We start from the raw sequence: 24,385 nt of genomic DNA on the forward strand, positions 1-24,385 counted from the left end.
ATTTTGTGATGTTTAAAAAAGACTATGAAAAATACGCACAGAAAAAGTCTGCCACTTATGACAGACGATTGGGAGATATTCTGACTTATGGTTTTTTAAGATATTCCAGAATCAGCTGATTGACGATGGCAGGTTTTTCGTGGTTAATCCAATGGGAGGCTTCATCAACAAAAATGAGGTGTCCATTCGGGCAACGCTTTTCCGTCTCTTTCGCAAGCTTCCTGCTTAAAAAGCGGTCCTCCATTCCCCAAATCATCCGGTAAGGTGCTGTTTCACAAGTTACTTTCTCTGACAGGCTTCCTTTTCTGAGGGCTCGGTACCAGTTCAGCATAGCTGTCAAGGCACCCGGCTGTTTCCAGGCTTCTTTGTACCTGCTAACATCCTCAGACGAAAAAAGCTCAGGGCGTGTCGATAACCCAATCGCTTGATCTAATGATTCATAATCATTTTCTTTTAGTGATGCCTCTGGAATGTCAGGCAGCTGGAAGAAGGCGATGTACGAGCTTTTCAGCCATTGCGGAGGATAAACCGGTGTTACGGTTTTCATGATGCCCGGGTGCGGGATATTAATGGCGATCAGCTTTTCAAGATATTCCCGGTGCGTTGAAGCCAGATGCCATGCGACAGCGCCTCCCCAGTCATGTCCAATCACGATTGCTTTTTCATCTGTGAATTGCGTGATCAACCCGATGATATCATCTCTTAATGTATCAATCCGATATGCTTCAATTCCCTCCGGCTTGTCACTGAGATTGTAGCCTCGCTGATCAGGAGCAATGACCCGGTAACCCGCATCGGCTAGCGGTTTGATTTGATTTTTCCAGCCGTACCAAAACTCAGGGAATCCATGGAGCAGGACAATTAACCGACCGTCCTCCGGCCCTGCAGACGCAACGTGGAGCGTGACTCCGTTTGTTTTGACAAACTGTCTTTTAATTCCGTCCACTTCTATCTCCTCCTTGACTGTACGTCATGTTTTTCAGCCTTTTCTCCGTTAGCATAAACGTAATGACACAGGCGGCCATCAGCAGGGCAAGCTGAAAAATGATCAAGTTTGATCTCAGCAGCAGACCCATTGCCATAATCACCAAGCCTGACAGGATCATCAATGATGCACTGTAGCGGTTCGCTTCATTCCATAACCTTTGATCTGACATTGAACGCCTCGTTCTATATCCGTACACACTGTTGATGGATGTGGGAGGAAACAGTTTGATCAGTATGCCTGCAATGATCATGAGACCTCCGCCGATTAAACCAACCAAATGATCATCTCCTTTCTCATTGTTACGTGCAGAAAGAAGAAAAGTTTCATACTCCGGCAAAAAGACAAGCCTCAGCCTGCCTTTTTTATCGTAGCTGTAAGTCCTTTGTCTGAATGTAACCCATGACTCCACCATACTTAACGAATGCCCACGTGAAGTCAAATCCGCCGTTTTCACTGAATCCCCATCCGTGGAATGTTACCTCTGTCCCAGATGATAGCTTCTTGGCTTTTCCGTTTTCGGGTGTCGGTGCGTAGAAGGCTGTCTGTTTCGCCGTTTTCACTTGGCTTGCCGTTTTCATTAAGAAGTGTGTTGAAATATAGGCTTTTTTTCCTTTGAATTGAATGTGAGCCCAATCGGCATTTACGAAACCATTGACTGTGACTTTTTGTTCTGATGATAAAGTGCCAACAATTTTGCCTTTATGATTTGGCTCAGTCCGGACATTCAGCTTTCCTGCTTTTATGATGTAAGAATCAGATGATGGCATACTGACAGATATGTCGTGAAGGGGCGTAGCTTTTGCTGCGGGAGCGGAATGAAGGGATGGTAAAGCCAGGCCTGCGGCAGCTGTTAAAGCGAGCATTACTTGTTTCTTTTTCATACAAAGCTCCTCCTCGCAATTTGACAAGATATTTTTGGTATTCCCTGATTGACAGGGGGGCGAAACACGTTTTGTTTATTTTTATGATGTTCAGGTAATCAAAAGGAAATGAAAAAACCTGCCGGATGCTAACGGCAGGTTGTTTAATGCAAAAGGCCTCTGCTTTGGTTTAAGTAATCATTCACGTTGTCACGGGAGCTTTGGAAAAGGTGAAGCTGGCCGCCATAGTTCTCGATCCATTGTGTGACGATTTTTTCGGTCATTTTTTCACCCTGATAGGCATGTCCGGCTTTTGCATAGGTTGCTTCAAAATCGCTCCATAATAATTCCACCCATGTTTTTGCCTGTATATAGCTGATCATCTCGTTCTTTTCCAGAAGCAGATTTGTCAGTTTCTCAATGTACGTATTCATGTGTCCAGTCTCCTTTCTTCAGGAAAAAAATGACGCTTTAAAACGTGCTGTTCTCCATATACTAACCTTACGTCTTCATCTGGAAAGACGCAACTTTTTGATCTCGAACCTAGGGGGAAATGACATGGTCCGGAATAAAGAAAAAGGATTTCCTTACGAAAACGAAAATAAATTTCAGGGTGAACCGAGAGCAAAGGACGACTATGCTTCAAAGCGTGCTGACGGATCAATCAATCAGCATCCTCAAGAAAAAATGAGAGCCTCCGGCAAACGGTAAAGAAGAACAGCTGCACGCGCTGCAGCTGTTTTTTTACCCTTTATTGACTTGATACTCATACACGCTCTTCTTTTCTGACAAATGTGCGAAGGTAGAAAGCACGAGACCGCATGCAGTCATAAGCGCTCCGCCCGCAAACAGCCACGAATAAGAACCTGTTCCGCTCAAAATCATTCCGCCGATCCACGCACCGAGCGCATTAGCAAGATTAAACGCCGACACGCTGACAGCGGCGGCAATTGTTGTACCGCTCTCAGAAGAAGAAATGACCTTTGTTTGCAGCAAAGGAGGCGTACCGAATGCGCAAGCCCCAAATAAGAACGTTGCAACAATGGCTGCGGCCGGGTAAATGGCGATGTAAGGAAATACAGTCAGAACACCGATCAAACCGATCATCACACCGATCATCGTCCGAGTCAGCAGAGGCATCGGCACTTTTCCCGCAAAGAAATTCCCTGCAACGCCCCCTAGTCCATATGCAAAGAGAGCGCCTGTTATGCCGACTGTGCTGAATCCGGCTGAATGTCTCAAAATCGGTTCGATAAAAGTGTAGGCGATAAAGACGCCGGAATAGCCTAAAATCGTAATTGCGAAGGAATACAGCACTTGTTTGTTTTTAAATACGCCCCACTCATTCATGAGCATCGGGATCACTTTTGGTTTTCTGTTCGGCACAGCAGCCATGAGGCCTAAGAATCCAACGGCGCCGAGTGCTGTAATGATGGTAAATACAGCTCTCCAGTTCAGGACATCTCCGAGATAAGAGCCGAATGGGACACCAAGCATCAAAGCCACTGTCAGCCCGCCATTCATTGAGGCAGCGGCTGCGGCACGCTTTTCCGGCGGAACCATTTCACTGGCAAATACCATGGCGATCGCAAAGAAAGCGCCATGAATGGACGCGGATAAAATTCTTGAGACAGCCAATACCGCAAAATTCGGTGCCAGCGCGCTCATTAGATTGGCTAGGATAAAAATCGCCATCAGCCCAAGCAGCACAGGCTTTCTCGGGAGTTTGACCGCAATGATGGTGACGAGCGGGCCTGTCAGACATACGCTTACGGCATAGGCCGTGACAAGAAGCCCGGCGGATGAAACATGTATATGAAAGTCATTGGCAATCGACGTCAAAATCCCCATCACTGCGTATTCAGTGTATCCGATTGAAAATGTGCAAATCATAAGAACAAAAATAATAAATTTCACTGATGGGTTTTTGATACTCAACGTCATCGCCTCCTTCGATTTTTAAAAACAACGAGTTTCATCTTAAAAGATTATTGGAGTGAATTCAATGATTTTTTCCTTAAAATGCCGTGCAAATGTGCTGAAAATATAAAGAGGCTGATATTCAGCCTCCCTGTTACGCTTGCTTCTGTTCTCGCAATACTGAGATTGGCAGCGCTTCCTCTTGATCAGGGGCCGAGGTTCTGTATCCCCATGCGAAAACGCCGTTTACATAACTGATGATAAACCCATCTTCAGAGCCTTCCACGCGATATGTTTCTCCCGGTGTGAAATCTTCCGGGTTCAGCAAATATGCTTTTGCCATTGCAATTTTCCGTTCGAGCACGGCCAGTTCGTTGATGATGCCGTGCTGTTCAGCTTTTCTTGCTTTTTCAGAAAGTGATGCGATTTCGGTATTGAGTTCGTGCGGTGTCATCTGACTGTATCGTTTCTCCATTTTTCAGCTACTCCTCTTCCTGCAGAAATTGCTCGATTAAATCGAGTGAGAATCCTTTGCGGAATAAAAATTGTTTGACCTTCATGGCGCTTTCATATGAGCCGTCATAGCGGTATTTTCTAAACGCTTTTTCGGCGTGAAGACGCAGCGCTTCTTTCTCCGTGTCTTCATCATTTTCATATTCAATCTGCTCGAGCGCGGCGCTGATGACATCAAATGAGAAACCCTTGCGCTGAAGCTGCATCTGGGCGCGCTGTTTGAGTTCTTTTGTGGAACATTTTTTATCCTTTTTAAGAAGCTTTTCAACATGCTTGACCGCTTCCCTCGTCTGATCCTCAAAGGAAAAGGAACTCAGCGATTCCTTAATAGTATCGTCGTCGATTCCCTTCGCTCTCAGCTCTCTGAACAAAACGTCAGGGCCTTTTCCGTTCGTTTTTTTGTGGGTGCTGACATAGGCCGCGGCAAATTCCTGGTCGTTTAAGTACTTGTAGTCGTTGAGCTTATGGATGACTTCTGCAATGACAGGCGCTGAGGTTTCTTTTTTCTTTAAGTGGTCCTCTACCTCTTTTGTTGACCGCATTCGATAGGATAAAAAGTCAAGCGCACGGTTGAAGCCTTTCTTTACTTCATCGCCGTATTGAATCTCAATAATGTCAAGGTCATCAAGCTCTTTTCCCTTTTTAAGCTCAAATTTTACGAGCACGTCCGCGTCCACACTGAAGGCGTATTTATCATCGAGAAAGATATTGAAGCGTTCCGTATTCTTTTTTTGTGCAGATATTTTTGTAATAAATGGCATCTTAATCTCCCTTCTGAGGCCTGAAAAGCGTTTTCTTTTATGAAAATGAGGTAAAGTATTGTTATTAGAACGATGAGGAGAGATGTTTATGAATATCGCAATGACGGGCGGAACCGGTTTTCTCGGCCAGCATCTAACAGGCGTTCTTACCCGCCAGGGACACCATGTTTATATTTTATCAAGAAACGCAAGGGAAACTGAACAAAAAAATATCACATATGTCCAATGGCTGACGGATGGAGCCGCACCGGAGCAGAAACTTCCTCATATTGATGTCTGGGTAAATCTCGCGGGACAATCGATTTTTGGCCGCTGGACAGAAAAAACGAAGCAGCAAATCCTCTCCAGCCGTATTCATGCCACGCGTGAAGTGCAGCGTCTTATTCATAAACAGAAGGAAAAACCGAAAGCGCTGATCCAGGCCAGTGCGGTAGGCATTTACGGCACAAGTCTTGAGAAGACTTTCATAGAGGATTCCGCAACGTCAGATGAGGATTTTCTCAGCCATACTGCACATTTATGGGAAAAAGAAGGACAGAACATTGAGGCGATGGGCATCCGGACGGTTTATGCGAGATTTGGCGTGATGCTTGGGGAAAAAGGCGCTCTCCCGCTCATGGTTCTTCCTTATAAACTTCTTGCCGGCGGCACGATCGGAACGGGCAGACAGTGGCTGTCATGGATTCATGTCGAGGACGCCGCCCAGATGATTCGATTTGCGATGGAAAACACCGACATCTCAGGACCCATGAATGTCACCGCGCCAAATCCTGTGGAAATGAAGCAATTCGGAAAAACGATTGCACGGGTGAAGCACCGACCGCACTGGCTCCCCGTTCCGGAATTCTTTTTATCAAAAGCATTGGGTGAAATGAGTCTTCTGATTGTGAAAGGACAGCGCGCTCTTCCTAAAAAAGCGATAACCTCCGGATTTCGTTTTACATATTCGGACCTTGAATTCGCGCTCTCACAGCTGATAACGGACAGAAAGGCTGTATAAAAACGGAAGGAAGCGTCAACCTTAAGAATAACATGGTTGAAGGAGGTCCTTTAATGGAAAAGAAGAGGGAGAAACATCAGCAAGGCGCCAACCTGAAGAAAATGCAGGAAGTTCTTTATTCAGGCGAATTTAAAAAAGCGGAAAAAGCTGCTAAGCGGAAATAGGAATACATAGCCCCTTTATGCCAGATACTATGTTTGTTTGATATCACTTTTTAGGGGGAATTTGATATGGGCAGAAATCATATCCACAAAAACCGTGATAAAAACAAACAAAAGCTTCCTCAAGTTCCCGACGCGTTGAAAAGGGAAACTGACGGCGTTTACGAAGAATATTCAAGCGAGCTTGCTGATGCGGATGACCGCGAAGCGCAAGAGCGCGCAAAAGCAGCAGACAGCAGAGCGAAAAAGAAAAATCGTTAATGAAAAACCCCTTGTCTCCGTTTGAGACAGGGGGTTTTTTTACAACTCGGTGAACCGTTCACGGATGGGCGTGCGCTTTTTGACTTCCGGCGCTTCGTCAGGATAGCCCGTTTGTATGATGGCGGCGAATCGTTCATCATCCTGTAAACCAAAGGCCTTGTGCACTTCTTTGTCGTAAAGGATTTTACCGCTTTTCCAAACCATGCCGATCCCTTTTTCCCAAGCAAGAAGCTGAAGATTTTGGATCAAGGAGCTGGTTGCCGCAAAATCATCGTCCCGCGCTCTTTCATTTTCATCTTCTTGAAACACGACGAGCAGAAATCCGGGGACGCGTCCAAGTGTGTTTTTAAAATTTTGAAGCTTTTCCTCTGTCATATCCGGCTTGGATTTTTTAGAGAACGCTGCAAATGTGTTAATTAGGTTTGCTTTTCCCGTCTCACTGGAAACGTAAATAAATCTCCATGGCTCAGTCACTCTGTGATTTGGCGCATATTTTGCCGTTTCAAGCATGTCAAGAATGACTGCCGAAGGCACTGGCTCTTGTTTAAATTTTCGAATCGATCTTCTGCTGCGTATGATGTCCCGCAGTGCTGAATGTTGATCTATCTGTTCGGATTGAGGCATACCGTCTCACCTTCCTAAGCAATTGAAAATGATTATCATTCATAATGATAACGGAAAGTGCATCTTTTTGTAAACCTTCATCTGTATTAGATTTTAAGAATACGGGTTTCTGAGTATACAGCCGTTCCTGTCATGTTCACTTTCACTTGATCGCCTTCTTCGTTAATTTCAATTCCAACCTTTCCGTCTTTCCCGATTTCCTGCCCTTGTTCAATGATAAATTCACGCTGCTTGGCATGACCGTACTGTTTCATATAAGCCCCCATCACACCGGATGCAGTGCCCGTCACAGGGTCTTCTATCGTTCCCGAATACGGGGATGAAAAGTGGCGTCCGTGCAGGTCGCTGTCGGGGTGAACGGTTTCAAAGGTAAACGGGTGGACTGAAGCCTTTGGCAGATCAACTAACACGTCCGGAAACTGTTTGTTATCGGGCCTCATTTTTTTAGAGGCCTTTAATGATCTAAGCGGAACGATAGCTGTCCATATGCCAGTGCTGCCAAACACAATCGGAAGGTCTTCATGAAAATCTTCTTCCGTGATTCCTAGTGCGGCCGCAAGTTTTTTCCGATCGCCTGTAAATGGTTTGAATTGCGGGGAAGCCTGTTCAAGCGTAATATGAATGCGGCCGTCTTTTTCAGAAATCTTCACAGGCAGGGTACCGGCTTTTGTCTGGATGCTGTACGTTTTCCCGGTCTCCAGCATTCCTTTTTCGCATAATGCGTAAAGAGAAGCGACAGTTGCATGGCCGCATAAATTCATTTCGTGTCCAGGGGTAAAGTAACGGAGTTCAAGATCAGCCGACTTGCTATCCCGAATAAAGGAGGTTTCTGAATATCCGGCACGCTCCGCTATGATCTGCATCTCTTCTTCCGTGTAATGGTCTCCCTTCAATACAACGCCTGCGGGGTTTCCTTTGCCGGGACTGCTTGTAAATGCTTCATATTTTAATACCTCTATTTCTTTCACTTGTCTGCCGTCCTTTCTTTATCAATGTCTCTGTTAGTATAGCAAAAACGATTGAGAATTTTCTGTTATTATCAAAAAAACCCATTTTCTTTTGAAAATGGGTCAGATTATTGTTTTAGGATTTTGTCATCTTTTCAGCGTGATTGAAACCTCTTATGGACGAGCATCGGAGCAACCTTTCATAGGTTAGGCAAGACGCGCCGCCGTTCCTTTCAACAAGTGATCACCGAAGCGCAGGACTTGCAACGAGTGCGAGGTTTTATCGACACGCTGGGACCCCGTCTCGTTAGAGGGAGTCTTTTTTGCTTTTGCCGATCAGCCGCGTGACGAGGAACATGGTGACAGAAAGGGATCTGTTTTTTCGGTACGCCAAGTATTTGCCGCGCCACTCCGGTTTGTATTTTTCTTTAAAGGCCCTAAGCCCGCTGAAGCTGTACATGTATCTGACATTATTAAAAATGACAGCGGCAAATCTTTCTGACCAGAAGGATGTAAAGGAGGTGCCGACATTGGACAGTGGCGCCATTCCCATATTAAACGACGTACAGCCTTCCTCCTTCGCCCATAAAAACATGCGGATGAACAATGCGTCCATAATGCCACTCGGGGCGTCATCACGGTAGCGCATCAGATCGACCGAGATCTCCCCTTCTTGGTACATTGGCATGACATTTGCAAACGCAACGATCTCTCCTTCTGCGTTTTTCATGTAGGCAATCGGTGCTTTCTGTAAATATGAGGGATCAAAAAAGCCGAGCGAGAACCCCTTTTCTTTTTTCGAGCCGAGCCATTCATCTGAGATCTGTTTCAGTTCCTCCAAAAACGCCTTAGAAAATGGAGGATGGTCCACATGAAGGGAATATTCCTCCCGCTCAAAGCGGTTATTGATTGCCCGAAGGCCGGCTTTTTTCTTCCCGGTCAAGGTAAACGTATTTAAATCCACATAGGCTTCCTCGCCCAGTTTAAAGAAGTTATAGCCAAAATCGTGATACAGCGCCATGTCAGCTCGTTCAATTTGGTAAAACAGAACACTGAATCCTTTCTGATGCGCTTCGTTCAGAAATTCTTCCAGCACGAGCGAAAACGATTCCCTTTGGCCTGACGGATCACCGAGCACGACCAGCCTTCTGGCGATTTTCCCAAACAGAAGAAGGGCATTCCCATCACTTGAAAAATAAAACCGCTTATCTCCAAGATAGCCGAGATGGCTCAGCGCGTTCCCGCCATTTTCATTTAAAAATGAAGCAAGGCGCTCTGGGTCAGCTTTTTCCCCGATTGGTTTTGTCTTTTTGTGATACACCACTGTAAATAAAAAGAAGAACAGCGGCACAATAATGATCGCCATGATGGTTGCATGGGTAATATGCGAGGTGCTGTGAACGAAATATTCGTGGCGCATCACCTTCTTCATATGGTCCCAAATGAAACCGGCAATGAGGTTATAGTTAAAGAGCGCCACAGTGAAAAGCGCTGCAGCAAATATCATTTGTCCGAGTGTATAGGATGCCTGTTCTCGGACAAATTGTCTTTTCAAAAGCACCAGCAATACGATAATGATCGGCAGTACGAATATCGCACTGATGTTAAGTCCTTTTAAAAAGCTGAACACAAACCCGCCCACAAGCGCTGAAATCGCCATCGTATAGGAGCGTTTTGTCCGTTTATAAAGCTCAATCGGCAAAATCAGCAAAATGAGCGCTGAGCTTAAGGACAGGCCATTGAACAGCAGAAGGGCCGGGTGCGGTATGTGCGGAATAACGGTCAGCCTGTCAATCGGCAGAGATACTGAGGCTAGGACAATCAACCCGGCAACGAACACGATAAGTGAAAGCGAGCCTTGCAAAATTCTGAGTAATATCGCCCGCTGGATGACAAGCAAAACGTTTGTCGTCTCAATTGCCGGTGCGATGCGCGGGTTCGTTTCGAGCCGTTTCATTGTATTTTCAGTCAGGTCTCCGGCAGCAAAGAACAGCCCGAGACCGAATGGGATAAATGAATAGACGAGCCTGTACAAAACAATAGATGTCACAATGGCCTCTTGATGATAGCCAAGCTGCTCCATACCAAGCAAAAACAAAAGGTCAAACGAGCCGAAGCCGCCCGGCACGAGGCTGATCATTCCTCCGATCGACGCGATGACGAACACTCCGAACACAGACCTGATATCAGCATGAATACCCATAGCGGACAATGACAGATAGATGACGGTTCCGGCCATAAGCCATTCGGAAACGGAAGCGCCGATATAAGCGAAAATCGGATTTTTCACTTTGTCCGCATTCTCTTCGTCTCCGCTTTTTCGGCTTTTGATTTTCGCCACCGCCAAAGATACCGGCAAAATCAGCGCAAAACCGATAACAACTGCCCACAGCCAAGGCTTTTCATTGATCATTTTATCCACTGGCAGCACTCGCACGGCGACAAAAACGCTGAAAACGGATAACCCGAGAAGCATAGATGATGTAAGCCAGGCGATTCCTTTTACGAGCGCCCTATGGTCTTTTGTATGCTCCTTATAGAACATCATTCTTAACCCGACCCCGGCTAAACCGCCGAACCCAAGCACATTATTAAATGAATTGGCGATCCAGGAAACCCTGAATACCTTTCCGTTGGTGATCGATAGGCGCATCGAGTATTTCAGGACGTAATCATACAGCGACATGGCCGCAACAGCCAGCAAGCCGACCAATACAAGGATAAATAAGTCCATGCGTTCCAGGCCGTTGATGACCATGAGCGTGCGTTTGAATGACAGATTTGTCAGTTCTTTTTTTGATTGATAAATAACAAATAGTAAAACCGCAATAGGAAAAACAATTTTTAAAACGGATAAAGCATTCTTTTTAATCAGCAATGGTCTCTCCAATCATATTCTAGTTCAATCTGCTTCCCTAATAATCTCCAACCCATTATACACTACCGTTATTTTTCGGACAAAGTCCCGCATGCGGTTTCTGCTCACTTTCTTTCAGGAGTGAAAATCGAGTAATATGGTAAGTGGAGCGAATGATGAGGAAGTGATGAAATGGAATATAATTTACATGATACAACGGTATTAAACGAAAACATTCTTTCATCTGAGGAACGGGAAATATGGGTGCTCTATATGAAAGTACTAACCTCTGCCGGGCTCGGTGATGTGTCCGAGTGGATGAAGCTTGATATGAGCATGCCGCAAATGAAAGTGCTGATGCTATTAAACAACCATGGAACTCTGAAAGTAAGCGATATTGCTGAAAAAATGGGGGCATCTCTGTCCAATACAACAGGGCTGCTTGATCGCCTTGAGAAATCAGGGTTTGTCAAACGGTCACATTCTGAAGAGGACCGCCGCTCAGTGGTTGTTCAGTTGACGGAGAATGCAAAAAATATTTTTCGGGGCCTTTATGAAAAAGGCCACCTGAAATTAAAGCGTTCCTTGGAGCTGCTGTCCCCTGAAGAAAAACAGGCTGTTTCCGAAGGGCTTTCTATCCTTTCCAAAGCATTAGAGAAAGCGAAAAAAGAATAAATCTACCAAGTCTGTCTTCTGCAAACCGTGGAGGCAGGCTTTTTTTGATTGACATTTAATTCACTTAGAATGAATAATATATTTGAAGTGAACAAAAAGGGAGTTGATGAATATGTCTGAAGCATCGATAGAACAGAAAAGCCAAAAGTGGGCGATCAGCCTGTTTACCATCGGTGTGTTTATGGCTGCGCTGGATAATGGTATTATTTCGGCGGCTTTAACAACGATAAACGAGTCGTTTGCCGTTTCTCCTTCCTGGGGGTCGTGGGGCATTACCCTTTATACGCTCGGCCTTAGCGTCAGTGTGCCGATCGTCGGAAAACTTTCCGACTGCTACGGCAGAAAGAAACTCTTTCTCATTGAGGTTTGCCTCTTTGGACTTGGTTCTTTGCTTGTTGCTTTGAGCCAAAGCTTCCCGCTCTTTTTGATCTCACGGCTTATTCAGGCGCTTGGGGGCGGCGGTATTTTCATTATCGGCAGCTCACACATTCTCGCTACCCTTCCAAAAGAAAAACAAGGGAAGGCGCTTGGGCTGCTTGGCGCGATGAACGGGATGGCTGCTGTGCTCGGGCCGAATATCGGAAGTTTCCTGCTTGATTGGACCGGATCTTGGCACTGGCTGTTTCTGATTAATCTGCCAATTGCCGTGTTATTGGTTGTTTTCGGCGCATGTTTTATTGCAGAAACGAAAGCGCCTGTAGCTAAACGGCTTGATACGGCGGGAATCTTCCTTTTATCCTTGTCGATTTTAGCTGTAATGTACGGCATGACGAATCTTGACGGGGCAAATCTCTTCACCAGCTTGGGAGATCCAAAGGTTTATGGGTGTATTGGTTTTGGCATGCTCTGTTTTGTGGGGCTTATCTTGTTTGAAAGGCGGGTTGAACTGCGCGGAGGCGATCCGATTTTGGCTTATTCTCTGCTGCGGAACCAACTATTTCAGCGCACGCTTATCATCGGTTTGTTATCTGGCGGACTCTTGGCGGCGGTCATTTTTATCCCGTCATATGTTGAGCAGTATTTGGGTGTTCCTGCCGCAAAAGCAGGCTATTGGATGACTCCGCTTGCGTTAGCTTCAGGCATCGGCGCTTGGCTAGGCGGAGCGCTCACCGACAAAAAAGGGCCGGTGAAAACCGTTATACTTTCCGGAATTATTTCATGTGCGGGGTTTGCTTTATTTCCGCTCTGGGTGACGGGGAAATGGGAGTTTGTGATCGCAAGTGTGGCAACCGGAATCGGCTTTGGCTTTCTGTTGGGCGCGCCGCTGAACGTCCTAGTATCAGAGGCGGCGAAAACGAATAAGGGCACAGCGCTTGGCACGCTTTCATTGGTAAGGCAAATCGGGCTGACATTGGCGCCGACTCTTTATGCAGGTTTTATCACAGCCGGGTTTGACCAAATCGGTGATGAAATCAAGAGCCGCTTATCGGACAGCGGGCAATCAGAAACGGCAATGCAGATGATGCCGGAGATCGACAGTTCTGATGTTTCTTCTTTACAAGAACAAATCGAACGCATTCCCGTACCTGAAGTCAAAACCGCGATAAGCGATGCCATTCATGCGAGTGTCGCCAGCGGCTACGATCATTTATATGCTGCCGCCGCTTTGATTTCTCTGCTGGTGATTGCCGCTATCAGTCTTCCGGCTTTCCGCCGGAAAAAGCGTTAAGACCAACCCATCCGTTTAGAAAGCTCCGTCATCTGGGCGATATGATGATGTGAGTGCCAGACATACAGCCCGAGCGCGTTCTCCAAGGTCATGACCTCTTTTGTGTCGGGATGATAAAAACCGCGCTGAAATTGCTGATCCGTCAGGGTGCGGAGAAGAGCCGTCCATCTCCCGTGAAGCGCCTGCAAAAGCGCGAGTGAATCGCTTGGATCTGCTGTTTTCGAGTCCTTTAGCTCCGACCACGCTTTTTCATCATATGGACGGATGGCCGGTGTCTCTTCCGTCAAGCTTAATTTAAACCGAATATAGCTGTTCATATGACTGTCAGCCAGATGATGAACCACTTGCCGAACGGTCCACCCCCCGTCTCGGTAAGGTGTGTCAAGCTGGCTGTCCGTCTATGCCTTCAACGGCTTGTTTCAGTTTTGCCGGCACTTCTTCAAGAGCTTGAATCCATTCTGCTTTTTGCTCCTTCGATACAGATTTCCTCGGCTTGTATTCTCCAATTGGATAGCTTAGATTGGCTATTGTCATGGAAGTTCCCCCTTCTGATTCGTCATCTCACTTATTTTACAAGAAAATAGTGCACGCTGCATAAATTAAAACCCGCTGAAAGTTGAAGGAATGGAGGACTGGAATCATTATGTAAACAGAATAAAACAATCGGCAGGAGCCTCTCTCCTGCCGATTGCTTTCACCCTGCGTGATCACGCACTTCCACTGTTGCTTTCTTCTGTTTTGGCTGATAGACCTTCCCCACAAATAAATAACCGTACTTGAATTTATTCAGTGCCCATGAGGTCAAGATCGGGCCGGCTGTACACACGGCAAACAATAGAAGAACAGCCGGTACGGCAGGAATTCCGGGCATATTTGTAAGTAAAACGTAGCCTATGATCATAAAATAGGCATGGAGCAGATAAATCGAAAAGGAATAGTTGCTGATAAACATCATGATTTTTGGCACATGCTTCATTTTCGAAAACAAGTGAAAGCACAGGAAAATCATGCTTGTCGAATACAGCATGATATCAGGCCGTTTCGAGCTGATCATGCCGGTATCCCCGGCATAAGAAACCGTGACAACAAGCGCAGCAGAAGCTAATGCAGCGCCGTATATCACCCAGCGGTATTGGTTCAGCAGCGCTAAAAAGCGCTTGTACTCTTTTCCGCAATAGTAGGCAAGACAAAAGTAGAAGAGCCAGCCTGCGAACGGAACCCAGAAGAACGGAAACGACCCGCCTTCTTCAGAAGCAGGAGCCGGGCTGACCGCTGAGAAATAGCTTAAATAAAAGGCTGTCACCACAAATGAGATGGACAGCACCCATTTCGGCGATGCTTTTTTCAAATACTCGTGAAACATCATGTGCAACATGTAAAATTGAAAGATGACAAGAATGAAGTATCCGATAAAATTTCCTAACAATACATTCGCCAGATACTTTTGCACTATCGCGAGAAAGGTAACCTCTCCCCCCATCGCACTTGTCATCAACAGGGCATCAATAGCCGCGATAAATAAAAAAGGAACGAAAATCACTTTTCCCCGCTTCTTTAAAAAACCGTCAGGCACCCCGCCAGGATAAGAACGGGCCAGCAAAAATTCAGAGATGAAAATGAAAGCAGGCGTGCTGAACATCAGAAGTGTCCGAAAAGAATCTACGGTGTGAGAAATATTTGCGAGAGCTTCTGCTTGAAGCATCAAGACCATTGAAATGATATGGAGCAGGACGACACTTAAGCACGAAATGCAGCGGATCATAAAAATTTCTTTAATTTGCATAACAGCGCTCCTTTTATTTCAAATTTTTAGAAATCGATGGTTGTACCTTAACATGGCCTTTGTATTTGAAAAAGTGCCTAATGTCATAAATGAGAGTATGTATGATTGACGAAATCACTTTTTGGCAGATTTACTCAAACAAGATGCTGTGAGAATCGAAAAAACCTGCTGTAATGGAGACAACAGGTTTTTTCATATGAAAATATTAATTTGTATTGAGGCCTCCGCCATTCAGCCCTTCTTTGATATAGCCGTTCACTTGGCTATTCGAAAGCAAGCCAATATGGCCGATGCCATAAAGCTGGATGTTTCTCGCTCCCTGTAATCGAGACAAGCTATTCATTACGATTTGATCATTTAGGCTGTAGATAGATGTATAGAGGATTTTTTGATTAGGATCTGTACCGGGCAGCGCTACAGATGACACTAAACCATTAGCCCCTCCAAGTGTTACGACATTTTGAATCTTGTTGCCCCCGCCTAGATATTTAATATAATACAGCGTGTTGGCGCCGCCCATACTATGAGCAACAATATCTACTTTTTTGGCTCCCGTCTCTTTTAAAACCCGGTCAATATATGAAGCAAGCTGCGGGCCATTGTTAAAGTTGTTACCTGTCTTATCATAAAAATCAATGGCATACAGTTTGTTGCTTTGCCAGCCTTGAGAAATTAAGTAGTTTTTAATAGTAAAAAAGTTGTATGAGGCACCGCTTATTCCATGAACAAGAACGACAGGATTATGTACTGATTCAGCTTTTGCGCTTGACGGCGGTGCGGCTAGAACAGATAGAATCAGCGATAAACAGATAGTGGATGCAATAAGTATTTTTTTCACGTTCATTCCCCCTTAAAATGTTTGTACCACCAATTTCCTATTATACATAAAAAAACTATTTTGTTAATACCTTTTTTCAGAAAAGTCAATTAAATATATAGTCTTGCTAAGTTTAAGGGGTCCAATATGATAATTTCTGGAACACAAGACCTATCTGCCATCTTTATTTAACAAGCTAACCGGGTTGTGTTCCCTTCCTCCCTTTTCTATAATAAGGGGAATAGGCAGTTAGGATCACAGTTGAGCATTGGCTAATCTTTTTTGTGAAACAGCCATAGACACGGAGGATAGCATGAGAGTATTGAAATACGCCATATTAGGGCTTTTGCGGAAAGGCGAATTGAGCGGATATGATATTACAAGTTATTTTAAAGAGGAGCTCGGCCAATTTTGGAGCGCCAAGCACAGCCAGATTTATCCTGAGCTCAAAAAGCTCACGGATGAAGGATTTATCACGTTCCGCACAACGATTCAAGGCACGAAGCTGGAGAAAAAGATGTACACCCTGACAGACAGCGGAAAGCAGGAGCTGCATGAGTGGCTGATCCGCCATCACCCGATACCGGAGACGGTGAAGGATGAATTTATGCTGAAGGCTTATTTCATTTCTTCCCTGTCGCGGCAGGAGGCTTCTGATTTGTTCACAGACCAGCTGCGAAAACGCAAAGCCAAGCTGTCTGATCTGCAGGGAAGCTATGAAAAGCTTATGGCTTCAGCGGAACCTATATCGTTTCAATCACCGGACTTCGGACACTATCTCGTGCTGACAAAAGCGCTGGAGCGGGAGAAAAATTATGTTTCTTGGCTGGAATCGATTTTAGCGATGATAGATGAGGAGTAGCGGGAGCAGCCTTCGGACCGGACGCGTATGTAGCCTGCTTTCCTTCATGGGCCGACGTAAGGGTTTAACGATATGAAAAAAGCATCTGCCTCGGGGACAGATGCTTTTTTAAGGTCGGAGCGCTTTCAGCCCCGCCGCAAAGGTAATGGCCGCAAAAGCAAGCAAGATCCCGCAAATCCCGAGAATATCTGTGACGTGCGCACCGTTAGCGAGAATCTCAGTCAGCCCGCTCATCGCCCACTTTTGCGGAAGAAATTCAGCGATGGCCTGCATAAATGTCGGCTCAATGTCTATCGGCCAATACATTCCGCTTACCATACACGTTGCGATAACGAACAAGTTGCCGAACGCAAGCTGCTGTTCCGGCGTTCTGACATTGGCCGCAATGGCCAACCCGATGCCGACAACGGTCAGCAGGAAAAGCGATACTAACACAATAACCGCAGCCGGATTGCCCCAGCTGATGCCAAACAGCCAATGGGTAGCGAGAAGCAAGATGCCGAATTGAATCCACCCAATCACAAAGAAGGACAGCACATATCCTGCACCGATTTCTGTCCGGCTGACAGAGGCTGTAAGCAATCTGGACCAGACCCCGTTTTTTCTTGCCTCTAAAATGGTTCCCGCCGCCCCCATCATGGTCAGCATGACAAACAAAATAGAAAAGCCTGCTGCTCTGGAGGCTGTGTCACTTGGGCCAGCCCCTTCTTTTTTATCGCTGAGCGTCTTTCGTTTGACGGCTGGTGCCGCATCTTCATGCTCTTTGGCGATAATTGTTTTATAGGCCGCCTTCCAGCTCTCCCCCGCTGCCTGAGCTGACGTTTTCGCCGCGGCAACCTGAATGTTGAGCTTTGCCAATGTGCTTTCTGCATATTGTTTGGCCATCGGTGCTTCGGACAATTCCGGGCCATGGCGGAAGATCAGCTCGGGATGTTTTCCTTTTTCCAACTGTGTCTGGAACGATCGGGAAATGGTGATGATCCCGGCAATCTTCTTTTGTTTCAGCTTTTCTGACGCTTTGCTTTCAGACATGTTTTCAAATGTATACATATCATCGTGTGTCTTCAGCAGCCGAACATAATGCTGAGAGAGAAGCGTGTCGTCCTGATCTACGATCGCAAGCCGCAGCTTGTCGTCACTGCCGCCGAGCATCCCTCCAAAAACAAAGGTCAGCAAAAGCGGGGCAGCGAACATCATCAAATAGTTCTGCCGCTTCTTGAAAATAAGAGAAAGCTCTATGGCGCAAATGGCTAAGATTTTTTTCACTTGGTGTACCTCCTTATCTTGTATGAAGCCGTCTGATGCCAAGCATGAGTGAACAAAAGCCGATCGCTGCAAAAAGAAGCACAGGCTTTTGAAGGTCAGCCCAGCCTCCTCCTTCCATTAAAGAAAGAAAGCCGTCAAGCGCCCATCGATTCGGCACCGCTTTGGATACAGACTGCAAGAAGTCCGGAAATTGGTACAGCGGCAGCATGGACCCGCCAAGAACCGCAAGCAATTGAATGCCGAAGCCGCCGATCGCATCCGCCGATTTCATATCGCTGATACATGACGCAAGCAACATTGAAACGCCAGATACAGCGGCAGCGTATGAAAGACCGAGTACACTGACAAACAGCAAATTGCCTCCCCAATCTACTCCGAATACTTTGATCGTGACGATCAGGAATATCAAAAATTGTATAATGGCAAACAAATAGGTTCCGAGCCATTTTCCGAAGAGAATGACAGCTTTTTGCGCAGGCGTCATCAGCATTCTGGCAAGCGTTTCCGTCTCTTTTTCCTGTAAAAAGGATTTCGCTCCGACTGTCATATGAAACAGCATAAACATGCAAAGCATGGCCGCCGAATAGTACTGAAAACTGGTAACGGCCTTGCTGCCGACTGATTGTTCTTTCATAGTAAGCTTGTTACCCGTTTCTTTTTCAAGCACCTTGACCAGGTTGTCTGCAAAGTGTGAAAGATCAAGCTTCCCTTGTTTAACAGCTGATGTTTTGCTGACGTAGTCCATTGAAGCTGACGCAGCTTCTTTTACCGTTTTATATTGGTCTATGAACGACGCGGCGGCTGTTTCGATGATGGAACTTTTTAATGTTTGATCAGAAGCAGCATAAACGAAAGCTGATGTTTTGCCGGCTTCCCAACCGTTCGGGATGACGATGCCAACATCGATTTTCTTTTCATCGAGCAGGCTCTTCATCTCATCTTCGCTGCTGGCTTGTATGACCTTTAGTGACTTCATTTTTTTGAGCACATCTGTTTGAAACATGTTCACTGCATCTGACTGGTCTGACTGGACAAAGCCGACTTTGATGCCGTCAATCTGGCTGCCTCCGTCAACAACCGATCCGAGCGCCGCCCCTAAAATACAAGTCAGGATCAACGGCATTAAGATCAGCATCATAACCCCTTTTTTGTCCGTGATTCTGATTTTGACATCTTTCCATGCGATCCACATGCTTTTTTTCATAGCCGTTCCTCCTAATCCCGCAACGTGCGGCCGGTCAGATTCAGAAACAGGCGCTCCAGATTTGGTTCCTGCACTTGAAGAGACAGCAGGTTGATATGGTGGGCAGCGGCCTCCGCAAGCAGTCCGGTGACGACGTTCTCATGGTGTGCCGCAGAAATTTCAATTCTGAGCCCTGACTCATGTACGGTCACATCATTTACATGGGCCAGTGAACGGATCGCAAAAAGAAATGCTTCATCGATTGCATTGACAGTGAGCTGAATAATGGTATCGCCGCCAAGGCGGCTGCATAAATCGGTTTTTGTGCCGATCGCAATCATTTCTCCCTGATCAATAATGCCGATCCGGTCGCATAAATACTCGACCTCTTCCATGTAATGGCTCGTATAGATCACCGTCATGCCCGTTTCATTGAGCTGTTTCACCGTTTCTAAAATGTGATTCCTCGATTGAGGGTCGATGCCGACAGTCGGTTCATCCATGATCAGCAGCTCAGGCTTGTGCATTAAGGCGGCACCGATGTTGATTCTCCGTTTCATGCCGCCTGAGAACGTTTCAATTTTATCCTTGGCCCGCTCAGTCAGGCCGACATATTCAAGGACCTCTGCCGATCTTTTTTTGGCCTCACCGTGCGTAAGTCCGTACATTTTCCCCCAAAACATAAGATTTTCATGAGCCGTCAGCGTCGGATATAAAGCAATTTCCTGCGGAACAACGCCGATTTTTTGTTTCGCTTTGGCGGTTTGTTTGCCGATCATATAGCCGCCCACTGTGATATTCCCGCTGTCATGCGGCACGAGGCCGGAAATCATCGAAATGGTTGTGGACTTCCCCGCACCGTTCGGCCCGAGCAGCCCGAACGACTCCCCTTTTTGGAGGGAAAAAGAGATGCCTTTCACGATTGTTTTCTTTCCATATGCCTTTTTAATGTTTTCTGCTTGCAGCACTTCGTTTCACTCCTTTTGTAATCCCATTGCCATTGTAGAAAAAAGAAAGGCGTGCGGCATGTAGCGGCAGATAGAATGTAAGGCATGAAAAAAAGGCCTTCAACAGGCCTTTTCAAAGAAGCGCATATGCCGAATGTCACATGTCAAAAGTCAGACACACCATGTCTGACCGAATAGATAGCGGCTTGGGTTCTGTCTCTGACAGACAGCTTGCTGATAATGTTCGACACATGATTTTTCACTGTGCCTTCTGTAATGTACAGTTTTTCGGCAATTTCTTTATTATTCAGCCCATACCCCAGCTTAGCCAGAACTTCCAATTCACGCTCGGTCAGGTCGAGCAGCTCCTTAGGTTTATCTGTCTCGTTTATCCCTTTCAGCTGTTTTTCGCGCTTCCATTCATTCAGCATCTGTGCAGTCAGTTCCGGAGGGAGAACCATTCCGCCAGATTGAACCGTCATCACCGCTTTTACAATCGTGTCGGCTGACATGTCCTTCAGCAGGTATCCGCTCGCCCCTTCTTCGAGCGCTTCTGCAATCAGCTCTGAATCCTTGAAGGTCGTCAGCATCAAAACCTTGACACCAGGCAAAGAACTTGTAATCAATTTTGCCCCCTCAACTCCGTTGGAGACCGGCATTCGGATGTCCATTAACACGATATCCGGCTCAAGTTCTTTCGCCTTTTCGAAGGCTTCCTGCCCGTTTCGCGCTGTTGCGATCACATCAAGCTCTTCCCTGAGCTGCAGCAGTGATGCCAGCCCTTCTCTGACGATATCCTGATCGTCGGTAATGATGATCTTAATCATGATAAACTCTCCTTTTGCTGCACGGGCCCGAAGCTCCATTTTTTATTAGCCAGTGAAAATTCGGCGATTACAGTAAACCCCTGATTTTGTTCGCTCTCAAAGCGGATGCTTCCACCATGCTCCGCTGCCCGCTTTTTCATGTTCAATAGGCCAAAGCCAAGTGCCGTCTCGGGATTTCCTTTTCCGTCATCCTTAAAGACAAGGCTGATGTTGTCCGTTGCGCAGGCAAGCTGTATCGAACAAGCTGTGGCGCCCCCGTGCCGTTTGGCATTGGTCAGTGCTTCCTGCACTGTTCTGACCAATGTCGGATGAAGAGATAGCGGGATCAGCGCAGGATCGCCGCTGACCGCAAACTCGGTTGTGACTCCTGCATTTTTGTAAAAGTCTTCTGTCAGCTGTTTCAATGAATCGATTAACGAAGGGTCGTTATCCGTTTGCAGGGTGCGTACTGATAAGCGGACATCATCGAGCGCTTCACGGGCAAGCGTTTCACATACCCCAACGGTCTCCTCCGCTTTTTGGCTGTCTCTTTTTTGCCATTCACGCAGAAGCTGCAGCTGCACGAGGAGCGCCGTCATTTTGTGTCCTACTGTATCATGGATGTCCCTTGCCATTCTGTTCCGCTCATGAATGGCAGTCAGCTCTTCAACCTGCTTCGCATATAAATGGAGTTCCTGGTGCGCAGCAGACAGCGAAAAGTGAGACTCTGTCAGTTCCTGAAACTGCTGTTTTGCCGTTTCCTGCGTATCCAACAGCTTGCGGATTAATTTGCCGACGACTCCGCAAAAGACAACGAATGTCATGCTGATACAATGATCCATAACATATTCATCGCCGAACATACGATATGTACGAATAAGCACAATCAGCCACATCATAAAACAAAAACAAAGCACAGACCATACTGTTTTTCGGTCAAACCCTTTCAAAAAAAAGGTAACAGCAACCGGGCTGAGCAATGTGATATATAAACCTGTACCCGGAAACATGAAACCGAACGAAAAGCCAACTGCAATATCAATCAAACAAAAAATAACGGCATATTTCCCTACTCTTAATAAGAGATGATTTGCTAAGAACACACCCGCACCGCCAGCGATGAACAAATACTCAAACCAACGGTCATCTTTTACAAGAAAAAAGTAAACCGAACAACTTACCATTAAGGTGAAAATCCTAGTAAATATAAGAGCCTTCACGCTCATCACTCCCGATACCCAATTCCTTTCTTATCATACCTGCCTCAGGTCATTTTTTACAGGAGTTTCTGGAAAATAAAAACCGCATATGAACTTTATGTCATATGCGGCGTCTTCCACTTATTATTCAAATTCAACCCATACGGACCCTTGGTCTGCTGAACGTACACAATTCTCAATCCAGCGGATGCCCTCGATCCCTGCGTCAATGTCAGGATAAACCAAGTTGTTCAGTGTTTCTTGATCTTCGCGTTTTTTTGCGTCAATTGCAATGGCACACTTGAGATAAATGTTGGCCCACGCGTCTGACAGCCCTTCGCTGTGTAAAGCGCCCAGACGTTCATCGGCGCTGCACGCACCGTCTAAATACGGCATGCCGCGAACGAGTGTCTGAATAGGCTCTCCCTGCACTTCATACATCAGTTCGTTCGGTTTGCTGTCCCACCATTCGAGGCTTGCTTTTGAGCCGACAATTCTGATTCTGTGGCCATCCATACACCCTGCATTGATTGATGATGTCCACATCGTCCCGACCGCCCCGTTTTCATAATGCATCAGCACATGGGCATTGTCCTCAAGCGGCGCACGGCTGCCGACGAAGCTCTGGCGGTCACACAGCAGTTCTTTGATTTTCATCTGCGGCATAATGAGCTGCGACATATAATACGTATGGGTAGATAAATCGCCCAGCACAAAGCTTGGCCCGGCGATCGCAGGGTCGACACGCCATTTCTGTGCAGCGCTTATGTTCTCGCCCTCATCTGCTGCACAAAAACCGTGTGTGTACTGCAAGTCAACCACACGAATATCGCCGATCTTGCCCTGCTCAATCATCGCACGCATTTGAAGGAGTATTTGATTGCCGGAAAAGCCGTATGTCACGCCGACGATTTTGCCTTTTTTCTCTGCGAGCGTTTTGATTTCATAGCCCTCTTCTGAAGTGAAGAACAGCGGTTTTTCACAGATGACATGAAGATCTGCTTCAAGTGCTGCCTTACAGATCTCATAATGAGTGCCGTTTGGAGTGGCAATCGATACAACCTCTATGCCATCGACTCTTTTCGCTTCCTCCGCAAACATGGTTTGATAGTCGGCATAACAGCGCTCCGCATCTACTCCGAGGTTCACCCCGAAGTCTTTTCCTCTTTCGGCATCGATATCAAAGGCCCCTGCGGTTAATTGAAAGGCAGTATTATCTCTCAACGCTCCAATACGATGTTTATATCCAACCTGGCTGAGCCGTCCGCCGCCTACCATTGCCCAGCGCAGCGGCTTTGAAATGATTCTTTCTCCATTTAGCATCATGAAAACCTCCTATTGGCTGATGGTTTGTTTTAAAGCTTCTACAGAAGTGCGGACGCCCGCTTCAGGCGACATCGTCAGGTCCTCCATTTCTAAGGAAACCTCACCGTCATACCCCATCATTTTGACGACTGAAAAAAATTCCTTCCACCACTGTAAATCCTGTCCGCAGCCGACTGCTACGTAATTCCATGCCCGGTTCGCAGGATCTGTCACTTCTTTTGTTTCTAAAAACCCATTTACCGCGGCTAAATGTCTTTCAATTCTGACATCTTTCCCATGAACATGGTGAATGGCTTCTCCGAGCTTCCTTGCTGCGATGATCGGGTCTGCACCCATCCATAATAAGTGGCTCGGATCAAGATTCAAACCGACCATCGGGCCGACCGCGTTTCTGAGCCGAAAGAGAGTCTCAGGATTATAGACTAATTGAGAGCTGAAATTTTCAAGCGCAATTTTTTCCACTCCGCAGGCTTCCGCTTTTTTGACAAGTTCCTTCCAATACGGAATCGCAACGTCTTCCCATTGATAGTTGAGAATATCTTTTAAAACGGGAGGCCAGCTCACTGTGTATGTGATCCAGTTCGGCACTTTGTCGTCCGGGCCGCCGGCTGGCAGGCCGCTCATCATGATCACTTTTTTGACACCTAATAATCCAGCCAGCTCCATCGTTTTGTCCGTTACTTCTCTGTGCGATTTGCCCAGTTCGCCTGGATCTAAAGGATTCCCCGAGCAGTTTAAAGCGCAAAGTGTCATATTCCGCTTTTCCAGCGCGGCTGAAAGTTCTTCTCTTTTCTTGCTGCTTTGCAGCAATTCGTCAAGATTCAAGTGAGGTGCCGGCGACCAGCCTCCAGTTGTCATTTCAAGCGTATCAATGCCAAGTTCCGCGGCAAAATCGAGCATTTCTTCAAAAGGCAAATGTCCTAAGCTGTCTGTTACATAAGATAGTTTCATTGATAGATT

26 protein-coding genes and 1 pseudogene are annotated in these 24,385 nt (G+C 46.3%); 7 read left to right on the forward strand and 20 right to left on the reverse strand.

Annotation, left to right across the window (positions count from 1 at the left end; translation table 11 throughout):
• Nucleotides 1–85: 85 nt before the first annotated feature.
• The 4 genes from BV11031_RS13880 to BV11031_RS13895 form a co-directional block, all read right to left on the reverse strand.
• Nucleotides 86–946: an alpha/beta fold hydrolase gene (locus BV11031_RS13880; RefSeq protein ID WP_010330863.1), complete on the reverse strand. Its 861-nt coding sequence runs from the start codon at nucleotides 944–946 to the stop codon at nucleotides 86–88.
• The gene (locus BV11031_RS13885) at nucleotides 933–1,265 is read right to left on the reverse strand and encodes an SdpI family protein (protein WP_026014554.1); all 333 of its coding nucleotides are present in this window, start codon (nucleotides 1,263–1,265) and stop codon (nucleotides 933–935) included. Before BV11031_RS13885 ends, BV11031_RS13880 begins: the two co-directional genes overlap by 14 nt.
• Before the next feature lie 85 nt (nucleotides 1,266–1,350).
• Nucleotides 1,351–1,869 (reverse strand): SH3 domain-containing protein, encoded by a 519-nt coding sequence (locus BV11031_RS13890; protein WP_010330865.1) that lies wholly within the window; start codon nucleotides 1,867–1,869, stop codon nucleotides 1,351–1,353.
• Nucleotides 1,870–2,012: 143 nt separating this feature from the next.
• The gene (locus BV11031_RS13895) at nucleotides 2,013–2,282 is read right to left on the reverse strand and encodes a YfhJ family protein (protein ID WP_010330866.1); all 270 of its coding nucleotides are present in this window, start codon (nucleotides 2,280–2,282) and stop codon (nucleotides 2,013–2,015) included.
• Nucleotides 2,283–2,406: 124 nt separating this feature from the next.
• On the opposite strand from BV11031_RS13895, the gene BV11031_RS13900 reads away from it, so the two are divergent.
• On the forward strand, nucleotides 2,407–2,559 hold the full coding sequence (locus BV11031_RS13900; protein ID WP_010330867.1) for a small, acid-soluble spore protein K: 153 nt from the start codon (nucleotides 2,407–2,409) through the stop codon (nucleotides 2,557–2,559).
• 33 nt (nucleotides 2,560–2,592) lie between these two features.
• Here the strand turns inward: BV11031_RS13900 and BV11031_RS13905 are convergent, their stop codons facing one another.
• From BV11031_RS13905 to recX, 3 genes are all read right to left on the reverse strand, one after another.
• On the reverse strand, nucleotides 2,593–3,786 hold the full coding sequence (locus BV11031_RS13905) for an MFS transporter (protein ID WP_129550776.1): 1,194 nt from the start codon (nucleotides 3,784–3,786) through the stop codon (nucleotides 2,593–2,595).
• A 136-nt stretch (nucleotides 3,787–3,922) separates the two neighbouring features.
• Entirely contained in the window at nucleotides 3,923–4,243 is a 321-nt protein-coding gene (locus tag BV11031_RS13910) for a YfhH family protein (protein ID WP_010330868.1), read from the reverse strand.
• A gap of 7 nt (nucleotides 4,244–4,250) precedes the next feature.
• Nucleotides 4,251–5,042 carry a recombination regulator RecX gene (gene recX, locus BV11031_RS13915; protein ID WP_129550777.1) on the reverse strand — a complete coding sequence of 264 codons (792 nt, stop codon included), beginning with the start codon at nucleotides 5,040–5,042 and terminating at the stop codon, nucleotides 4,251–4,253.
• An 88-nt stretch (nucleotides 5,043–5,130) separates the two neighbouring features.
• Between recX and BV11031_RS13920 the strand changes: the two genes are divergently transcribed.
• The 3 genes from BV11031_RS13920 (at nucleotide 5,131) to BV11031_RS13930 (ending at nucleotide 6,464) form a co-directional block, all read left to right on the forward strand.
• Nucleotides 5,131–6,042, forward strand: a complete 912-nt coding sequence (locus BV11031_RS13920; RefSeq protein ID WP_010330869.1) for a TIGR01777 family oxidoreductase — start codon at nucleotides 5,131–5,133, stop codon at nucleotides 6,040–6,042.
• A gap of 53 nt (nucleotides 6,043–6,095) precedes the next feature.
• Nucleotides 6,096–6,206, forward strand: coding sequence for a YfhE family protein (locus BV11031_RS13925; protein WP_003223230.1), 111 nt, complete (start codon nucleotides 6,096–6,098; stop codon nucleotides 6,204–6,206).
• A 66-nt stretch (nucleotides 6,207–6,272) separates the two neighbouring features.
• Entirely contained in the window at nucleotides 6,273–6,464 is a 192-nt protein-coding gene (locus BV11031_RS13930; RefSeq protein ID WP_003223225.1) for a YfhD family protein, read from the forward strand.
• A gap of 39 nt (nucleotides 6,465–6,503) precedes the next feature.
• Here BV11031_RS13930 and BV11031_RS13935 read toward each other — a convergent pair whose 3' ends face one another.
• The 3 genes from BV11031_RS13935 to mprF form a co-directional block, all read right to left on the reverse strand.
• Complete coding sequence (locus BV11031_RS13935) at nucleotides 6,504–7,088, reverse strand: nitroreductase family protein (protein WP_010330870.1); 585 nt, start codon at nucleotides 7,086–7,088, stop codon at nucleotides 6,504–6,506.
• An 86-nt stretch (nucleotides 7,089–7,174) separates the two neighbouring features.
• A complete protein-coding gene (locus BV11031_RS13940) occupies nucleotides 7,175–8,056 on the reverse strand; it encodes a PhzF family phenazine biosynthesis isomerase (protein ID WP_010330871.1) in 882 nt (293 codons plus the stop codon).
• A 286-nt stretch (nucleotides 8,057–8,342) separates the two neighbouring features.
• Nucleotides 8,343–10,913: a bifunctional lysylphosphatidylglycerol flippase/synthetase MprF gene (gene mprF, locus BV11031_RS13945; RefSeq protein WP_010330872.1), complete on the reverse strand. Its 2,571-nt coding sequence runs from the start codon at nucleotides 10,911–10,913 to the stop codon at nucleotides 8,343–8,345.
• A gap of 171 nt (nucleotides 10,914–11,084) precedes the next feature.
• Between mprF and BV11031_RS13950 the strand changes: the two genes are divergently transcribed.
• Entirely contained in the window at nucleotides 11,085–11,567 is a 483-nt protein-coding gene (locus BV11031_RS13950) for a MarR family transcriptional regulator (protein ID WP_010330873.1), read from the forward strand.
• A gap of 112 nt (nucleotides 11,568–11,679) precedes the next feature.
• A complete protein-coding gene (locus BV11031_RS13955; RefSeq protein WP_010330874.1) occupies nucleotides 11,680–13,236 on the forward strand; it encodes an MFS transporter in 1,557 nt (518 codons plus the stop codon).
• Here BV11031_RS13955 and bstA read toward each other — a convergent pair.
• The 3 genes and pseudogenes from bstA to estB all read right to left on the reverse strand — a co-directional run bounded on the left by bstA (nucleotide 13,233) and on the right by estB (nucleotide 15,857).
• Nucleotides 13,233–13,770 (reverse strand): annotated as a pseudogene (gene bstA, locus BV11031_RS13960) (bacillithiol transferase BstA). The gene BV11031_RS13955 and the pseudogene bstA sit on opposite strands and share 4 nt — an antisense overlap.
• Before the next feature lie 160 nt (nucleotides 13,771–13,930).
• Nucleotides 13,931–15,019: an acyltransferase family protein gene (locus tag BV11031_RS13965; protein ID WP_010330875.1), complete on the reverse strand. Its 1,089-nt coding sequence runs from the start codon at nucleotides 15,017–15,019 to the stop codon at nucleotides 13,931–13,933.
• 205 nt (nucleotides 15,020–15,224) lie between these two features.
• Nucleotides 15,225–15,857, reverse strand: coding sequence for an esterase EstB (gene estB / locus BV11031_RS13970; RefSeq protein WP_026014555.1), 633 nt, complete (start codon nucleotides 15,855–15,857; stop codon nucleotides 15,225–15,227).
• A gap of 292 nt (nucleotides 15,858–16,149) precedes the next feature.
• Here estB and padR point away from each other — a divergent pair, with 292 nt between their 5' ends.
• Nucleotides 16,150–16,698, forward strand: a complete 549-nt coding sequence (padR, locus tag BV11031_RS13975; RefSeq protein WP_010330877.1) for a transcriptional regulator PadR — start codon at nucleotides 16,150–16,152, stop codon at nucleotides 16,696–16,698.
• Between the two features lie 108 nt (nucleotides 16,699–16,806).
• On the opposite strand, the gene lnrN is transcribed toward padR, so the two are convergent.
• The 7 genes from lnrN to BV11031_RS14010 all read right to left on the reverse strand — a co-directional run bounded on the left by lnrN (nucleotide 16,807) and on the right by BV11031_RS14010 (nucleotide 24,376).
• Nucleotides 16,807–17,964 carry a linearmycin resistance permease LnrN gene (lnrN, locus tag BV11031_RS13980; RefSeq protein ID WP_010330878.1) on the reverse strand — a complete coding sequence of 386 codons (1,158 nt, stop codon included), beginning with the start codon at nucleotides 17,962–17,964 and terminating at the stop codon, nucleotides 16,807–16,809.
• Between the two features lie 13 nt (nucleotides 17,965–17,977).
• The gene (gene lnrM / locus BV11031_RS13985; protein WP_010330879.1) at nucleotides 17,978–19,168 is read right to left on the reverse strand and encodes a linearmycin resistance permease LnrM; all 1,191 of its coding nucleotides are present in this window, start codon (nucleotides 19,166–19,168) and stop codon (nucleotides 17,978–17,980) included.
• Between the two features lie 11 nt (nucleotides 19,169–19,179).
• The gene (gene lnrL, locus BV11031_RS13990; RefSeq protein ID WP_010330881.1) at nucleotides 19,180–20,115 is read right to left on the reverse strand and encodes a linearmycin resistance ATP-binding protein LnrL; all 936 of its coding nucleotides are present in this window, start codon (nucleotides 20,113–20,115) and stop codon (nucleotides 19,180–19,182) included.
• A 143-nt stretch (nucleotides 20,116–20,258) separates the two neighbouring features.
• A complete protein-coding gene (gene lnrK, locus BV11031_RS13995; protein WP_010330882.1) occupies nucleotides 20,259–20,921 on the reverse strand; it encodes a two-component system response regulator LnrK in 663 nt (220 codons plus the stop codon).
• The gene (locus BV11031_RS14000; RefSeq protein WP_026014556.1) at nucleotides 20,918–22,120 is read right to left on the reverse strand and encodes a sensor histidine kinase; all 1,203 of its coding nucleotides are present in this window, start codon (nucleotides 22,118–22,120) and stop codon (nucleotides 20,918–20,920) included. The genes lnrK and BV11031_RS14000 overlap by 4 nt, the downstream gene beginning before the upstream one ends.
• 123 nt (nucleotides 22,121–22,243) lie before the next feature.
• Complete coding sequence (locus tag BV11031_RS14005; protein WP_082246399.1) at nucleotides 22,244–23,425, reverse strand: Gfo/Idh/MocA family protein; 1,182 nt, start codon at nucleotides 23,423–23,425, stop codon at nucleotides 22,244–22,246.
• Between the two features lie 9 nt (nucleotides 23,426–23,434).
• Nucleotides 23,435–24,376: a sugar phosphate isomerase/epimerase family protein gene (locus BV11031_RS14010; RefSeq protein WP_010330885.1), complete on the reverse strand. Its 942-nt coding sequence runs from the start codon at nucleotides 24,374–24,376 to the stop codon at nucleotides 23,435–23,437.
• Nucleotides 24,377–24,385 lie beyond the last annotated feature (9 nt).

This window comes from Bacillus vallismortis (genome assembly GCF_004116955.1).
In the GTDB taxonomy this organism is placed as follows: Bacteria; Bacillota; Bacilli; order Bacillales; family Bacillaceae; genus Bacillus; species Bacillus vallismortis.

Excerpts from the sequence above, each read along its gene's own strand:
- BV11031_RS14005 (WP_082246399.1), bottom strand. The coding sequence starts at position 23,425 with ATGATGCTAAATGGAGAAAGAATCATTTCAAAGCCGCTGCGCTGGGCA.
- BV11031_RS13895 (WP_010330866.1), bottom strand. The coding sequence starts at position 2,282 with ATGAATACGTACATTGAGAAACTGACAAATCTGCTTCTGGAAAAGAAC.
- BV11031_RS13950 (WP_010330873.1), top strand. The coding sequence starts at position 11,085 with ATGGAATATAATTTACATGATACAACGGTATTAAACGAAAACATTCTT.
- padR (WP_010330877.1), top strand. The coding sequence starts at position 16,150 with ATGAGAGTATTGAAATACGCCATATTAGGGCTTTTGCGGAAAGGCGAA.
- BV11031_RS13890 (WP_010330865.1), bottom strand. The coding sequence starts at position 1,869 with ATGAAAAAGAAACAAGTAATGCTCGCTTTAACAGCTGCCGCAGGCCTG.
- BV11031_RS13910 (WP_010330868.1), bottom strand. The coding sequence starts at position 4,243 with ATGGAGAAACGATACAGTCAGATGACACCGCACGAACTCAATACCGAA.
- BV11031_RS13955 (WP_010330874.1), top strand. The coding sequence starts at position 11,680 with ATGTCTGAAGCATCGATAGAACAGAAAAGCCAAAAGTGGGCGATCAGC.
- lnrM (WP_010330879.1), bottom strand. The coding sequence starts at position 19,168 with ATGAAAAAAAGCATGTGGATCGCATGGAAAGATGTCAAAATCAGAATC.
- BV11031_RS13900 (WP_010330867.1), top strand. The coding sequence starts at position 2,407 with ATGGTCCGGAATAAAGAAAAAGGATTTCCTTACGAAAACGAAAATAAA.
- BV11031_RS13965 (WP_010330875.1), bottom strand. The coding sequence starts at position 15,019 with ATGCAAATTAAAGAAATTTTTATGATCCGCTGCATTTCGTGCTTAAGT.
- lnrK (WP_010330882.1), bottom strand. The coding sequence starts at position 20,921 with ATGATTAAGATCATCATTACCGACGATCAGGATATCGTCAGAGAAGGG.
- BV11031_RS13935 (WP_010330870.1), bottom strand. The coding sequence starts at position 7,088 with ATGCCTCAATCCGAACAGATAGATCAACATTCAGCACTGCGGGACATC.
- recX (WP_129550777.1), bottom strand. The coding sequence starts at position 5,042 with ATGCCATTTATTACAAAAATATCTGCACAAAAAAAGAATACGGAACGC.
- BV11031_RS13930 (WP_003223225.1), top strand. The coding sequence starts at position 6,273 with ATGGGCAGAAATCATATCCACAAAAACCGTGATAAAAACAAACAAAAG.
- BV11031_RS14010 (WP_010330885.1), bottom strand. The coding sequence starts at position 24,376 with ATGAAACTATCTTATGTAACAGACAGCTTAGGACATTTGCCTTTTGAA.
- BV11031_RS13925 (WP_003223230.1), top strand. The coding sequence starts at position 6,096 with ATGGAAAAGAAGAGGGAGAAACATCAGCAAGGCGCCAACCTGAAGAAA.
- BV11031_RS13920 (WP_010330869.1), top strand. The coding sequence starts at position 5,131 with ATGAATATCGCAATGACGGGCGGAACCGGTTTTCTCGGCCAGCATCTA.